15 protein-coding genes are annotated in these 15,197 nt (G+C 49.3%); 5 read left to right on the forward strand and 10 right to left on the reverse strand.

Features of this window, described 5'->3' with window-relative positions:
• The first annotated feature begins 30 nt into the window (after positions 1 to 30).
• The 5 genes from guaA to FH039_RS02255 all read left to right on the forward strand — a co-directional run bounded on the left by guaA (position 31) and on the right by FH039_RS02255 (position 2,638).
• The gene (gene guaA, locus FH039_RS02235; RefSeq protein WP_139681568.1) at positions 31 to 954 is read left to right on the forward strand and encodes a glutamine-hydrolyzing GMP synthase; all 924 of its coding nucleotides are present in this window, start codon (positions 31 to 33) and stop codon (positions 952 to 954) included.
• Positions 955 to 1,002: 48 nt separating this feature from the next.
• Entirely contained in the window at positions 1,003 to 1,197 is a 195-nt protein-coding gene (locus FH039_RS02240) for an antitoxin family protein (protein WP_139680055.1), read from the forward strand.
• A gap of 2 nt (positions 1,198 to 1,199) precedes the next feature.
• Positions 1,200 to 1,637, forward strand: a complete 438-nt coding sequence (locus FH039_RS02245) for a type II toxin-antitoxin system VapC family toxin (protein WP_139680056.1) — start codon at positions 1,200 to 1,202, stop codon at positions 1,635 to 1,637.
• Positions 1,634 to 2,200 carry a GMP synthase subunit A gene (locus tag FH039_RS02250; protein ID WP_139680057.1) on the forward strand — a complete coding sequence of 189 codons (567 nt, stop codon included), beginning with the start codon at positions 1,634 to 1,636 and terminating at the stop codon, positions 2,198 to 2,200. Before FH039_RS02245 ends, FH039_RS02250 begins: the two co-directional genes overlap by 4 nt.
• A gap of 150 nt (positions 2,201 to 2,350) precedes the next feature.
• Entirely contained in the window at positions 2,351 to 2,638 is a 288-nt protein-coding gene (locus FH039_RS02255; protein ID WP_240703252.1) for a TonB-dependent receptor, read from the forward strand.
• On the opposite strand, the gene FH039_RS02260 is transcribed toward FH039_RS02255, so the two are convergent.
• Genes FH039_RS02260 through FH039_RS02305 form a run of 10 tightly spaced genes read right to left on the reverse strand, consistent with a single transcriptional unit; the run spans position 2,593 to position 15,132 of the window.
• On the reverse strand, positions 2,593 to 3,336 hold the full coding sequence (locus FH039_RS02260) for a DUF2101 family protein (RefSeq protein WP_139680058.1): 744 nt from the start codon (positions 3,334 to 3,336) through the stop codon (positions 2,593 to 2,595). The two genes, FH039_RS02255 and FH039_RS02260, sit on opposite strands and share 46 nt — an antisense overlap.
• 4 nt (positions 3,337 to 3,340) lie before the next feature.
• A complete protein-coding gene (locus FH039_RS02265; protein WP_139680059.1) occupies positions 3,341 to 5,488 on the reverse strand; it encodes a hypothetical protein in 2,148 nt (715 codons plus the stop codon).
• On the reverse strand, positions 5,485 to 7,860 hold the full coding sequence (locus tag FH039_RS02270; RefSeq protein ID WP_139680060.1) for a hypothetical protein: 2,376 nt from the start codon (positions 7,858 to 7,860) through the stop codon (positions 5,485 to 5,487). Before FH039_RS02270 ends, FH039_RS02265 begins: the two co-directional genes overlap by 4 nt.
• 4 nt (positions 7,861 to 7,864) lie before the next feature.
• On the reverse strand, positions 7,865 to 9,505 hold the full coding sequence (locus tag FH039_RS02275) for a hypothetical protein (protein ID WP_139680061.1): 1,641 nt from the start codon (positions 9,503 to 9,505) through the stop codon (positions 7,865 to 7,867).
• On the reverse strand, positions 9,502 to 10,008 hold the full coding sequence (locus FH039_RS02280; protein WP_139680062.1) for a hypothetical protein: 507 nt from the start codon (positions 10,006 to 10,008) through the stop codon (positions 9,502 to 9,504). The genes FH039_RS02275 and FH039_RS02280 overlap by 4 nt, the downstream gene beginning before the upstream one ends.
• Entirely contained in the window at positions 9,983 to 10,426 is a 444-nt protein-coding gene (locus FH039_RS02285; RefSeq protein WP_139680063.1) for a hypothetical protein, read from the reverse strand. Before FH039_RS02285 ends, FH039_RS02280 begins: the two co-directional genes overlap by 26 nt.
• Before the next feature lies 1 nt (position 10,427).
• On the reverse strand, positions 10,428 to 11,054 hold the full coding sequence (locus FH039_RS02290; protein ID WP_139680064.1) for a class III signal peptide-containing protein: 627 nt from the start codon (positions 11,052 to 11,054) through the stop codon (positions 10,428 to 10,430).
• 5 nt (positions 11,055 to 11,059) lie between these two features.
• On the reverse strand, positions 11,060 to 11,719 hold the full coding sequence (locus FH039_RS02295) for a hypothetical protein (RefSeq protein ID WP_139680065.1): 660 nt from the start codon (positions 11,717 to 11,719) through the stop codon (positions 11,060 to 11,062).
• A complete protein-coding gene (locus tag FH039_RS02300) occupies positions 11,712 to 12,881 on the reverse strand; it encodes an FtsZ/tubulin family protein (protein ID WP_139680066.1) in 1,170 nt (389 codons plus the stop codon). Before FH039_RS02300 ends, FH039_RS02295 begins: the two co-directional genes overlap by 8 nt.
• Positions 12,882 to 12,888: 7 nt before the next feature.
• A complete protein-coding gene (locus tag FH039_RS02305) occupies positions 12,889 to 15,132 on the reverse strand; it encodes a prenyltransferase/squalene oxidase repeat-containing protein (protein ID WP_139680067.1) in 2,244 nt (747 codons plus the stop codon).
• Positions 15,133 to 15,197 lie beyond the last annotated feature (65 nt).

The raw sequence follows: 15,197 nt of genomic DNA on the forward strand, positions 1-15,197 counted from the left end.
ACGTCCGAATGGTTGGAAAAGGTGGTGCTCATGTGGGAGAGGTTCATCGAGGAGAAAGTTGAGGAAATAAAGAAGACGGTCGGCGATGGTAAGGCGATAATAGCGCTCTCCGGCGGCGTTGACAGCTCCGTTGCGGCCGTGCTCGCTCACAAGGCCATAGGTGATAAGCTCCACGCGGTCTTCGTCAACACCGGCTTCATGCGGAAGGGTGAACCTGAATTCGTCGTCAAAACATTCCGCGACGAATTTGGACTCAACCTGCACTACGTCGATGCCAGCGAGAGGTTCTTCAGCGAGCTCAAGGGTGTCACCGATCCCGAGGAGAAGAGGAAGATAATAGGCAGGGTCTTCATTGAGGCCTTTGAAGAGGTAGCGAGGGAGATCGACGCCGGGTTCCTAATCCAGGGGACGATAGCCCCGGACTGGATCGAGAGCAAGGGCAAGATTAAGAGCCACCACAATGTTGGTGGACTGCCCGAGAGGCTCAACCTCAAGCTGATAGAGCCGCTCCGCGACCTCTACAAGGACGAGGTAAGGGAGCTGGGCAAAGAACTCGGTCTGCCTGAGAAGATATACAACCGCATGCCCTTCCCGGGGCCGGGGTTGGCAGTTAGGGTCCTCGGCGAAGTTACGCCGGAGAAGGTTGCCATCGTAAGAGAGGCGAACGCCATAGTCGAGGAGGAGATCGAGAAGGCCGGTCTAAAGCCCTGGCAGGCCTTCGCCGTTCTGCTGGGGGTGAAGACGGTCGGCGTTCAGGGCGACATAAGGGCCTACAAGGAAACGATAGCGGTTCGTGTGGTTGAGAGCCTTGACGGCATGACGGCCAACGCAATGAACGTTCCCTTCGAGGTCCTCCAGAGGATAGCCTTCAGGATAACGAGCGAGATACCCGAGGTTGGAAGGGTGCTCTACGACATCACCAACAAGCCCCCGGCAACGATTGAGTTTGAGTGACTCGATACCCTTATTTACATCTTGAGCGTAAAAAGAAACGGTGGGAGAATGGGGGAGATTATCGAGGTGGTTTACGAGAACGGCGTGCTGAGGCCGCTGAAGCCCCTCAAGCTCAAGGAAGGGCAGAGACTCAGGGTGAGGATTCTGAGCACTGGGTTGGCCGGATTCCTCAGGAGCGTCGAGGGGGAACTTGAAAGACCAGCGGAGGATCCCCTCGAAATCTTGGCACGGGTGAGGGAGTAGTCATGAGGTTCGTCGTTGACGCTTCCCTACTCATTGACGCTTTCTCCAAATTTAACGAGGAACGGCGAAGGCTTGCGCTGAAGGTCTTTGAAGCGATTGAAGGCCACGAGATCTACGTTCCCAGGATATGCATGATCGAGTTCGTGAACGTCCTGTCCAGGTTTACACCGGAGGAAAAGGTCAGGGGTTTCCTGGAGGTTTTCGATTTCTTTAACCTGGTTGGGGAAAGTGAGTTCTTTGACGAGGCCGTTGAACTGGCCTTTGGGCTTCATTCGAGGGCGGCTGACACTTACTACATTTCAACCGCGATGATTGTTGGAGGCATTCTGCTGACCAATGACAGGAGAATGGTAGAGAATGCCAGAGGTTCAGGCCTTGACGTGTATTACATCCTCGAAGAATCCGATGCCTTCTTCAAACTCCTGGAGGTGAGCGGATGATAGTCATAATGGACAACGGCGGGCAATACGTCCACAGGATATGGAGGACTCTGAGATACCTCGGCGTTGAGGCAAAGATAATCCCCAACACGACACCTCTCGAGGGGATAAAGGCAATGAAGCCGAAGGGCATAATCTTCTCTGGCGGCCCGGACATCGAGAAGACCGGCAACTGCTCCGCCATCCTGGAGCACTACGACGAGTTCAACGTCCCCATCCTTGGCATATGCCTCGGCCACCAGCTGATAGCGAAGCACTTTGGCGGGAAGGTTGGAAAGGGAGAAAAGGCCGAGTACAGCCTCGTTGAGATTGAAATCCTTGAGGAGAATGACCTCTTTAAGGGCTTCCCAGAGAGGCTCAGGGTCTGGGAGAGCCACATGGACGAGGTGAAGGAGCTTCCTGAGGGCTTCAGGCTCTTGGCCAGGAGTGAGACCTGTCCGGTCGAGGCCATGAAGCATGAGAGCCTTCCAATCTACGGCGTTCAGTTCCATCCGGAGGTTGCCCACACGGAGAGGGGGGCGGATATATACCGCAACTTTGCGGAGCTCTGCGGGGAGCTTTAGGCTCTGCTGGTTGGTACTCTCCTCATTTTTCAGCAACGGGTTCTCTCATCATCGCTTCTTTTTTCAGGGGCAGATGGTTGTTTAAACTTTACCACTTACTTATCCGAGTTTCAACTCCAAAAACTTTTTAAGATTGTTTGAGTTACTATCTTGGGTGATAGCTTGGGACACACGGTGTACTACAGCACCAGGATTGAAAGGTGGAATGAGTTCAGGGAGTTCCTGGAAAATGTCTGTGAGGGACTCGGCTTCCATTTCCTTGAGGGCGAGGATGCAGTCATAGTCCTCCCGGAATGCCACGGTGTCGAGCCCCTGGAGATAAAGAAAAACGGTGAGGGATTCGTCAAGACGAACCTCGTCGAGCCCTGCCACTCGGTATATCTCCTCGTGCTTCATTCGGTTTCTTCCTTCGGTTCGGTCGAGCTCTGGGAGGACTGACCAAGGTATACTTCCAGTATCCTTACGGGTCTGGCGCTCCTGAAGGTTCTATCCTCTGCGAGAACCTTCACAACTCTTCCAGGCTCCGCTTCCTCGACCGCCGGGAGCCAGTAGAAGCCCGGCTTGATGTTGGCCGCTATGTCGTCGTGGATGAAGACCCTAACGAGGCCACCTTTAATCTCTTCAACGATGCCGTAGGTGTAGTCCCTCCCGTATTTGCTTTTGAAATAATGGCGGAAGAGAAAGACCGTGAGCGCGACGGCCACTATGTAGCCGTAGTAATAGTAGATCCCGGGGGAGAGTTCCCTAAGCAGAGAATAGCCCAAGAAGGCGAGGAGAGATAAAAATGAGATAGTATAATAAAAGAACCTGTATGGTTCTGGATCAACAAAAAATTCCCAATTTTTGACTATTATCAATCTAGTATACAAAAGATAGATGATGTAAATACCTAGCAACCAGTACCACTTAAGCCCTATGAGGATTATAAGTAGGTTTAAGATAAGGTAAACAACAAAAGTCATTTGTAGATTCAGACTCAGTAGTTCATGGATGCTTAGCCCTTCCCTCATTAAGTGTCTTGTAACCCTAAAAGCTGATGGTTTTTCATTAGGGAATGGTTTGATAATCTCCATGATTCTCTTTGAGAGAACTTCTGCCCTTTCCCCAATGTTGTATAGAAATTCTAGGGGGTTCATTTTATCACCCCGTCGTTAGCAGATCGTTTGTCGCAGTAAGGTCGTTTCCGAATATTGCCAACGCTGTTTTCCGATCTATGTAGAAGTTGTTGTCTATCACGACGGTTCCCGCAGAGACTCCGTACATTTTGTATCCTTCCCGTTTTGCCAGAGGGTCGTTCTCTAAGTAATATTTAAGGAAGTAATAGTCGAGACAACTCTGACCATCTGGATTTGGATTCTTAGGATCAAGTCCTGCAGTTGCTAGTATAAGCTTGATCTTATCCTGTGAGGGTAGGATAAAACTGACAAGTCCTATAGGATAGTGCTGTCCGTCGGTTGAGACTCCAAGGAGGTCTTGTGTTCTGTTGGCAAGCTCTTCGTATTCTCTATGTACCGCTGGATCAAAGTTTCCTTCCAGTCTCTCAAAGAATGAGGGGGCATTGTAGAGGCCGAAGTAATAGCCATTTTCAAGGCAGCTTACAAAGGACTGGATGTCGTAGGCACGTGCGTTAGGTCCTGACGGCGTTTCAGAAGGTTTGACTTTTAGAGTGTAATTCACCACACTGGGAGCATGACTTAGATCGTTGGGATCGGTGGTTTTAAGTTTAAATTTTATTTGCCATGTGTATCCCTCTGGGAGATTTATATCGTACAGTGTTAATGAGTTGAATCCATTATGCAAATATAATGGGGATGTCCAGTAGTCCATAACCTCGTCCCCGTTGGTGTCTACCCCTACTTCCAAATAGATTATCTCGAAATTGCCGATGGAAGTCGTAACGTTGAGGCTCTGTATCTGGGCTGGCCTGGTTAAGCGGGGATTCCAGACCTTTGATATCCATCCTCCGTTTGTGTAATATACATAACCAGTTATTACGTTGTTCTGTGTGTATCCAGTTGCAGTATCCAATCCGAATAGAGTGTCTCCCCTTAGAAATATATCTCTTTTAGAAGGGGTTTCAGTGAATTGGATAGTATGATGATCCCACGTTGTCTTTTTAGTTGTAACCTCTACTTCCGATGATAGCTTTAATTTAATTCTCGCTTTGGGATTCCACCATTTTCTGTCCACCTTTAGCTCAGTGTCCCATCTATATTCTATCGCCTTTGGAATGGCCGGGAGGGTGATAATTCTGCGATATTTGTCCCCAGATACGTGGTAGAGGTTTGGATCGTTCCACAGCACTCTCCAATGTTTCCCAATGGTCAATCCTTCACTAAATATATTGTAATGGGTTCCCGAATCGGTGTTGTTCTCCCACTCATCTTGGGTTGTTACTGACCATGCCTTAGGACCCGTTGTTTCACCTATGTCATCAAATACTAAGACACCGGTGTCACCATTTTTGATAATTTCAGTGGGGTCTTGATCTAATTCTGTTATTGTCACCTGAATACCTGTGTCGCTATATGTCCATATGCGTGTCTCATTGAACTGAATAGTCTCTCCGTATATCCCTGTTATTATCTCTTGGGGACTACTACCGGTTCCATTAAGGCGTATAATTGGGCTTCCTGTTAACTCTGGATAAGGGAACATACAGGCTTTTATGAGCCTGTGATACAGGTCGTATGTCTCCCTGGAAATGAATGTGTCTTCTACACCCTCGATACTGATGATGGCTGTTGCGTTTCTGTTACTTGGAATTGTCCCGCTATATATCACGCTACCTGAGCTGTCCATTATAGTTATCTCCGGCAGTCTTGCTATTACTGCTACTCTGAATGAATCCAAAGGAGCAACTGTTATCGTCATTTCGGAGAGTATCTCACTGACTGAGGGAGAAACTACAAATCCCTGCTTGGCGAGAATTTCTGTTATGTTGGATAACCAAATTTTGAGATTCTGGTCGCTCTCAATGCCAAGGGAGGATTGTCCCCAAACTATGAGCTGTGCTATTGTATCGTTTGCTCTCTGTCCCTGAATAAAATCCTTAGTGGCAACGTATTCCGTTGTGGATATTATGGCCCTTCTAGCTGAAATCTCAAGGGCCTTTTTAAAGTCCGCTTCTAAGTACTCCAAAACTTGGGACGTACGGTCTATTTGGATTCTCTCCCCTTGGGCTTGAACTACCTGATATGACACCTCTTCATAGGTGGCCATGAGTAACATGAGAGGAATCAGGAGTATAAGTACGGATGAATTTATAAGGAAAGCTCGTCTTCTCATCCGTTCTCCCTCCAAATCCTTAAGGTTACTTGAATTGGTGTATAAAGCGAGGGGACCCTCTGGAGAGGCACAACGTCCGAGACCGTTGAATCGAGTTTTATTGGAATGACTAGGTGGTGCCCGTTTTTTTCAATTCCACCGAGCTTTTGGAAGAGCCTGACTATGGCATCGTCCAAGGCGTATTTCTTATAGGTTCCATCGTTTATTATATCATCGATATCTACATTGAGATATTTAACGTTGGTAACGTATGCGACTCCAATGAGAAGGTTGTCTGATCTTACTGTTCCACTTATGTCTTGATAATAGTAAGTTAAATTGTATCCAGTATATCTGGGGTATTCCTGAAGCAGGTATGGGAAGATGTCCCCGTACGGAACATAGCTGTCCAGCAGGATAAGAGTTTCACCTATTGAATTGTCTTTTGAGACGTAGAATCCATCTCCAAAGTCAAGGATGAACTTGTTTTCCCCGGGGGCCATAGTGGGTTTAACTATCGAACCGTCGTTTGCCCGTGTCCAGATGCCATAGCCCCAGTGATTGAAAGTTTCTATTATATCCCGTTGTGTATTACAGTCTGGAATATTGTAGCAGAACAAGTCTACGGTTCCTATCTTGCTGTTTGAAATTGAAACTCTCTGAGAAGTTGGATCCTTAGTTACATCGTGATAGTATGTAAACTGGAACTTTGTCCAGATCGGGGTGATATTCGGGGGAACGTCAAACGAAAATTCTAAGTGTCTACAGTACTCTCCTTCAAGATCCACACCAGAATCAGCGTCACATTCGTTGGCATGTACCCTGATTGGTCTGGTGAGAGATATTGTGTGTATTGAGTATTGAACTTTGGGATTGTACTTGACTTCTACGTAGGACTCGTTGCCATAAAGTTTGAAATGGGTTTCAGGAAGTTCTTCGGGATTTGAAAAGTCTATCACAGGATACTTTAAGTACTTCTCTAATCCTACTCCTATGACTATCGAGAAGTATTGGTTAGTAAGATTAGGTAGCAGTGAGGTGGGTATTTTCCACATGAAGTAATCGCCAACCCCTGTTGGGTGTCCAATATCGATCGTTCTGTCCTTGATTTTGAGGAACAGTTTAACCTTGTTAGAATCTACTCCGTCGATTTTTGCTCTAACGGTTATGTCTGTTATGTTAAATGGGATGAATATTGCTTTTTCTATTTGGGTGGGGTTTCCGTTTGAAACAACCGTGGGAAAGTAAAATCTATGGGGAAACTCCATTGTGTTAAATTTTGTTACATTGTACACAATTATCACATGGCTAGCACCGCTATCTCCGATTGCATAGAAAGGCAATGATATTCCTAAGAAGTTGATCTTATATGGCTCAACGTAGAATCTGAAAACATTTTGTTTCTGGATTATTTCGAGGAGATTATTTGTCTGGGGATCTTGAAGACTATTGTCTGTTACCTTAAGATGGACAGACCCTATTTGCGTGGGTGATCCGTAGGATTTTCCGTTTACTATTAGAGGGTTCCCATTTATGTTCACTGAAATTTTGGTCTCAGATAGTTTAGACCCTAAGTAACCAAAGACATTTTCCAAAAGATCTTCTAAGAGGTTACATATCTGATTGCTACATATTTCGAATTTGACTTTAGTAAGCCTAAATGGTTCGAAAAGTAATGTACTGCTTACTTTATTTTGAGGGTCCGTTAGGGAGTTTATGTTGAAGCTGTATGAGAACTCAATGGGAGCTTGGTCAAACTTTGGGATTATCCCTAGTATCCATTCGCCAGTGAAATATGGATAACTCAACACCGCATCACTCATGTATATATATTCATCCTGCTTTGTTATTTGAGCTAGATACAATCTAGCCATAAAACCTGAAGGTGTTTTATTATATTCATATCCGCTTAGTGTTATAGTGGAGGCAGAGACATCCTCAGCTTGGTTATAGGTTTCTGTTCCTCTTGTCATAAATGGATTTGTCCAGTTGTTTATCAGAAGTTCATAGTTATAATCCCCGATGGTGGAATTCAGGATGTATCCTAGTATTTTGGCTGCTTTCTCTTTGAACTTGCTACCATATATCGGAGTCACTGCCCAATAAGCGGAGGCTATATCAAGTGGGGTCATGTCGGGGCTTACAAGAGTTGTGTTAAGCGTTCCATCTTCGAGCCATTCATTGATAGTATTTGGCGGGACTAACTGATTCAATGGAACCGTCCGTAAAACGAGCAACGTATCTTGGGCGAGGTTTTTGTTCTGTAACCGAGCAGACGTCTTATACACGGATTGGAGCTGGGATTGTGAGGCAACAATCCCTACTACAAATATTGAAATCAAGACGAGTGAGAGTAAGGCGTCAAGCGTGAAGATGAATCCCCTCTTTTTCATGTTATCATCCCCTTGGCCATATCCATATTTCAACCTTACCCACGATGTATCTATACTCAAGGTATGGCTTAATTCCGTTGTCTATAATCCTCGCATTGGTGAAATATGTTCTATATAACCAAAGCTGGACAATAGAACTAGGCTTGCTGAATAAATCGCTCCAGGGAACTTTAACTGTTGATTCCCCTGTGTAGGTGTGTACTGCCCTTAAATCTCCAGAGGAATCAAAGGAGTATACAGTAACCTCCAGCTTGTTATCCGATTTGCTGATTAATATTGCGCTTGATTCTTCTCCGTTCACCGCAACTAAAATTGCGTATCCCTTTGTGTCATTGACCTCTATCTCAAAATTGACTGATGGCTGAATGGGATATTTTATTGACCCATCTAGGAGTTTGGTTCCATTTTTGATTAGTGGAATGGTGTTGTTGTATACTCTAGTGTTGATTACAATAATCCTGCGAGAATTAGTGACCCATGAGGCATTTTTAGTGTTCATTTTGCCTCCTAATGAGAACTTCCCGTTAATATACGAGAAGTTCCATGTTGGCTTTGAAAAGTTTCCAACGGTTGGAATCTGAACTTTAACTGAGCTTATTGAGGTTGGAACTACCTGGCACGTTGGAAAATCAGATGGATTAACGAGCTTTTCAAATGTGCCTGCAACGGAGACCTTATATCCTTCGGCGATTGGATGCCCAAGTATGTAAACAATCCATGTTCCGCTAGCAACATTTACATCTCCTGAGGCATCAGCCCATTGATCTTGAATAAATTTGTACCAATGAGCTTGGGCTACATAAGTGTCTGCTCCTGAACTACTAACCGCAGCATACCAAGTTCCATCGACGTTAACATAGAGGATACCTCTTAGCTGTATGGAATACGTCACGTCTCCTGGGGCTTGATTTTCTATCAGGGGGTATTCAAGATTGGAGTTTTTTATTATTAAGTTACCTGTCGTTGCAATATGAACAGTTCCCCTTGAGTTTGGGGTTATCTTCAGTGAATCTGAGATAATTATGTTGTAAGGAGTGCTGAGTTCTCCTGTGTTAGGATCATACCCAACTTTGAGTTTAAACCCTGCAGTGGAAGAACTTTGCACGTATAATGATCCAGGGAGGAGACAGAGGTTCCCCTTAACGTAAAGAGTTACATCCCCATATGCCTGAAATGGGTCGCAGGTTAAACTCGTAGACTCATCAATAAAGGTATCTTTAGTGATGTTACAAAAACCTGATCCACTGAAGTTGACTATAATAACAGGTTCGGGAATATAAATATTAACGTAAAAATTATTATTCTGGCTTAGATTTTTTAGAAAGTTATACTCGTTTTGGTTTCCCTTTTCCAAAAGTTCAATGAATCTCCTAATTTTAGTGCACGATACCTCATGTGAGTTATCTTCCCTCCATCCTGGATACTTCATTTCCTGAATGTTTTCGTCCCAATCCTCCGGCTCCCCTGGTGTCTTGGTAAGAACATCCAGCATATTGTCGGCTATGTTTGTTCTCCCGTACCAGCTCACCAGGGAGTTTATCTCGCTCCTCAGGCTCTCAGATGTTGCGGAGACGGTGCCGAGTATCATTATGACAAGAACCAGTGAGAGCAGGGCGTCCATAGAGAAGAGCTGGCCCCTCCTCACGGTACCACCACCCAGTCTCCGTTCACGGTAACGTTGAACTCGACCTCTCTCCCGCCTTGGTACAGCTTCCCATCCCGCAGGGTGAAGTCCCGTGACAGGTCTAGATAGTCCACCATAAACTCCCCGATGGCGCCGGCTATCTTTTCGTTCTCACCCTCCGAAAGGTACAGGTCGTGCTCAAATTTTATGAGAAGAACGACCTTCCCCTCAGTTTCGAGCTGGGTTTTCAGCCCCGCAAACCTGAAGGACACCGGCTTAAAGCCTGTGTAGTTCTCCATCACCTCGTTTAGGGGCGCGTAGACGCTCCCGTCTACCTCAACGCCTGTGGAAATGTAAGCCGCCGCCCGCGAAGAGGCGTCCCTAACTCCGGCTATGAGGAGCGTGTCCGAGTTCTGTTTTATGTATATTCTCATGGTAAAGACTACCCCTCCGAGTATTATGGCCAGTATGAACAGCACCTCCAGTGACGTTTGGGCCTTAAGGCGCCTCTCTGATCTCGACATACCTCTCACCGCTTGAATCCAATCCAACGACCACCCATAGACTGGTTCTCCCTGGAATTATTTGAACGGTCGTTGTCCTCTTCACCGGCACGGGGATGCTCTCGTAGGTCACGTATCTTCTTCCGGAGATCAGTGCATCGACTTTAAGCATGTTGGAAGTAGCATTGAGGGTCACGGTAACGACATCGCTTCCGGCAAGGGGAATCGGGAAGTCCTTTCTCACCGAAAAGCCCGGGCCTGCCGAATACGCCTTCGTCACAGTGTCTCTTAGGTCGATGGCGAAAACCTTGAGCCTCGTCTGTTTGTCGAAGGTCTTCGCCCCCATTATTTCCTGATTGGACAGGTTTATGAGGCTCACCACGGTGAGCATGATGAGAGTTACCGCGAAGAGCAGGTCGAGGCTCAGCTGTGCCCTCATGTTATCCACCCGGATTGATGTTTATCCAGAGCGTTCCGCTCGTTTCGTTGTACTCCATATCGGCGGGTTCATCCGGGTTCCATTCAACGACTATCCTCAGGTCAGAGGGTATGTCAGATATTTTTGGGGTCCTTGTGTCCTCCTCCGAAAAGAACTTAACTTTTATCGCATTTCCGGTGTAATTGTAGAGCATTGGTGTGAAAAAGGCGTTTTTGTCGTCCCCACTTACTGCTGGCCCCTCCCTGTTTTCGGTCACCGATACTAGGATTCCGGCGGAAATCCCCGACGGATTGTTTCTGTCAGATGCATTTATCATGAAAATCTTCACAATGGGCTGTTCGTAGCCGTAGGCTCTGCTTAAGTAGCTCTCCTTGTTTAGATACGTAACCTTAACGTACGTCGTCGCCTTCGAACCAAGCCCCTGGGCGTAAACTTGGCTTATCGTGTTGGCTATGGCATTGGCCAGGCTTTTCTCCTCGAGGGCCACCTGAATACGAAGGTTCTCCACAGATGGCGAGCCCTCGCTGAATGAGGTATTCCTCACCGAGTATAGCAGCAGTATCGTGAGTAGCCCGAATATGAACAGGAACTCCAGGGTAACCTGGCCCCTAACCTTTTTATTCCTCATCCCTCTCACTCCAAGAAATACTGGGTGGACGATATATTTAATGGTTGCTCCCTAGATTTGGCACCCACAACCGCAAAAATGCCGGCCGGCGTTTTGAAGATCTCAACGCCAAAGTAGTCCCCGCTGAATATCTTGAACTTGTACCTCTCCGGCTGAAGGGAGTGCTTCTCCACCAGCTCGGCCAGTTCGTCAATGAAGAACTGCGTCAGCTCGTAGTAGATTAAATCAAGCTTCTCGCGGGTGGAATCCCTGATCAGAAGAACCGCTGGCAGTATCGCAAGCCCGATGATTAAGTATGGCTGACCTGTGAGGAGGGACGCGAGCGCAGTCGCACCTATTGCTGCACCTATGGCGGCATACACGCCCTTCTCCCGCTTCTTTGCCTCTTTAATCTCCTTAACCTTCCCCTCCCAGATGTCAAGCAGTGAGGGGTTGTAGAAATCAAAGGCTGTGTGGCGCTTTCCCTTTGCCATTCTCTCCCGGATGAGGTCGTCCCAGTCGTCCTTGTAGTAGATGACCTCCCCGTGGAGCCTCGCCCTCTCGGCATCGAGGGAGGAGATTATTCTGATTATGTCCTCGGCACTCTCATGGGCGATATGGGCGTAGACCTCCTTCTCATCTAAGTCCAGAGCAACCTCGACGGAGTCCTTTATCGGCTCAGTCATCCTTCTCCCTCCGGAGCCTCTTGCCTATACCTTCGATATCGGGGTACTCTCTGTAGGGGATTTCCTTCAGCTCACTCCCACCCTTGGCGTACACGTCATCGAAGTCGGGCAGGCCGCTCAGGAGCTCCTTCTTTTTGTTCTCCGCTTTCTCCTTCGCCTCCATGAAGGACCGGGCGTACCGCTTGGCGGTGATGATGATGTCCTCGATGCTCCTGCTCTCGTAGATGCCGCTGAGGAGGGTTACAACTTCCACCTCCCTCTCGCGCGGGTCCGGGTAGAAGCCGCGGAATATCTGCTTGCCCCTTATCTTGTTGGTGAGGTAGTTGAGCGCCTCGAATATGTCTGTGGCCTTCAGGACTTCAGGAGGGCCGTGAACCGCCACGAGTCCGTAAAGGGCGGACTCTATGTTGGCGTCAAGGTACAGGCCCTCGCTCTCGAAGGACCGGGTGATGAGCCTAGAGAGGCTTTTGACCTTGTTAGCGTCGGCCTTGGCGTAGCCGACGGTTGCAAAGCTTCCGAAGGCCTTGAGGACGAACTTTAAATCGCTGGCGTCGAGGGTCTGCTCTCCAGGAACGTCTACCAGGGCCAAAAGTGACGCTATCCTCTCAACGATAGTGTAGTTTATCCTCTCGTAGGCCCTGCTTATATCGTCGGAGCCTTCCTTGAGTTTGTTGTTGTCTATGGCTATTATGGAATCGGCGATCTTTGAGAGCTTGTCGATGGTTATGGCTGCGTTGATGGTAGGCCTTATTCCCTCCTCCCTGAGGGGGAGCGCTCCGATGGCCACCACCAGGGAATCGGGGTACTCTTCCTTGAGCGCCTCGGCCAGAACTGGAGTTCCTCCGGCGCCGGTTCCGCCGCCGAAGCCGAAGGTCAGGAAGAATATGTCCACGTCCTCGTAGCCGATTATTGAGCCTATCTTGCGCATGACGAGGGGCAAATCGCGCTTCATGGCCTCCCTGCCGAGTATTGGGTTTGCATTGACCCCCTTGCCGCCGGTCAGGTTCTCTCCTATGAGTATCCTCCTCTCGGGGGGGACATGCTTGAGGTACTCCAGGTCGCCCCTGGATGTGTTCAGGGCGAGCGCCTCAAAATCGACGAGGGAAAAGAGGTCGGCGATTTTAGTCCCGCACTGGCCGACCCCTATGATTAGAGCCCTCACCTTCCTATCACCCCGCGTCCAGGAGCTTTATCTCGTTGGGGTCAATGACGCCGTTTCCGTTGGAGTCCTTCGCCTCGAGCACCAGGTATTTTCCGTGGAAGTATTTGAAGAGGCCGGAGGTAAATACGAGCTCCACGGCCCCGCTGCTCTGCTCGGCGAAGAGAACCATCAGCACGTGGCCGTCCTGAGTCCTGCCGGGTATTATGACTATGGTGCTGGCCAGGGGATACGTTCTGCCGTTTACCGTCACCAGCTGCCCCCTGACCTTGAGGGTTACCTCGCCGTTGTACCTCGAGACGTTGATGTCGCCGGGGGCGGCTAAGAAGATGTGGTTTCCATCTTCCACCTTGGAAACTCTCCCCTTCAGGTCCACACTCGATCCGAGTTCCTCGAGCTGGGGTGCGATGGTCTCGGCGACCGTCTGGTATTCCCCGGTGTAGTGAAGTTCCCACAATCCACCGCGGAGGGCGGTTATGGTCTCGTAGAGGGTTACCTCCGGCAGGAACTTGACGTCTTTGATGAACTCAAGGGCAAGGGCGGTGTCCACGGTCGTTTTCGTCCCGTTGTGGAGGTTGTCAATGACCCACTTTAGGGCGTCGTTCTTTACGTCGTATCCAAGGGCGTCAAGGATCTCCGCGGCCCGGACTGTGTACTCCATCGAACCCACACCGTATGAGACCTCCCCCAGGATGTTTTCACTTCTGCCAAAGTGTCCCCAGGAGCCGTCGTCGAGTCTCTGGGCCATCAGCCAGTCCGAGTGCGGGCGCAGCTTTTCAATATCCGCGACCCTAATGAGGGACTCCAGAGCCTCCACCGTGGTTGGGACGTTCTTTCCGACCATGACGCCCAGCAGGTGGTTGAGTATTATGCCCCATCCGTCCGGGGTCACGGAGAGGAGCCACTCCCCGGAGGCGTTTATGTCGTCTCCCTTCGCGCCGAGCTCCAGCAGCAGGTCAAGGCCCATTGCCGTTTCGTACGGCTGGGGTATGGAGAAGTACCCGGCCCACCTGCCAGGAAAGACCTCCATGGAGCGTGTGAAGTTCAGGAGTTCCTCCTTTTCGTCGTCGCTTAAATCGCCAAACTCCGCGAGAAGTTTGACCGTGTAGTAGTACTCCTCGGTCACTGTCCCGTGGAGTACCGCATCGTCCTTGGCATCTGTAAGGTGCTCCCGCGCCCATTCTATGGCCCGATCAACACCTTCCGGCACGGGGGTGCATGTCTTCAGCGCCCGAACCGCGTAGTAGGTTGCCTTTGCCGATCCGTGGGTTCCGGGGTGGATTCCCCAGCTTCCGTCGGGGTTCTGGCCTTCGGCCAGCGCTGAACACAGCTCCCCCTTGGGGTTGGTGAAGTTCCCTGAGAGCCTGTCGGCCACGCTGGAGAACGCCATAACCGCGTAGGCGGTGGGGGTGATGGAGTCCGTATCGAGGAACGGGCCCTCCTTGCTGGTTAGATAATACGTCCCGTTGTCGTTGCCGGTCAGTTCGAGAACCGTCAGGGCCCGGCCGGTGTCAAAACTCAGCGGCTCGTAGAGAACCAGGGCGTACGTGAGCATGGCCCTCTCCCTTTCGTTGAGTCCGGCGGAGGACAGGAGTTCCTTGCACCTCTCCAGGTCCGCGGTTACGTTTCCGTAACCAATGGCTTTAAACGCTATGAGCCTGAGAGCGAGGTAGTCCGGCCTCAAATCCCTGGCTCTCTCCAGGTATTCGGCCCCGGCTTCGACCGCGATGCTTTTCTCGGGCGTTAGACCCGTGGTTCCAAGCGCCCAGAGTGAGAGTGCGGTCGGGTAGAACTCCGTGGGGGAGTCCGCCAGGTATCCCCATCCCTCCCCATTGAACGCTGTTAGAAGATACGTCCTGCCATCCCTGATCGCTACTTCAATGTCGTTTTCGCTGATTCCGGTAGGGTAATCCTTTATAAGCTCCATAACGGCCCCAAGGGCAATCAGAACGGTTGCAGTATCCTGGGGGGTACTCACCTCACCCCGGTAGTGGCCCCAGCCCCCATCCGGGTTCTGGATTTCGAGAAGCTCCTTCGTGACGTCCATCACAGTTGAGAGTGCGTCGGTACTGTTTCGGGCCTTCCCGACTGTGGAAACGAGGGCAGTTAAGAGCAGGGCCTTTTTTGGAATCTCGTTTGTGTCGGCCACCGTGTAACTGATGAATCCAAGGGACTCGTCTATTACACTCGCGGCACTGGTATATGGGAGCACAAGGAGCATGAACAGAATTACAGCGGTTAACGTCCTCTTCATTCCCGTACACCTCTAACTGTCCACTAGGGGATGAAAATAAATAAACTTTTTCCATATTCCTGCGG

The organism is Thermococcus indicus (assembly GCF_006274605.1).
Classification (GTDB): domain Archaea; phylum Methanobacteriota_B; class Thermococci; order Thermococcales; family Thermococcaceae; genus Thermococcus; species Thermococcus indicus.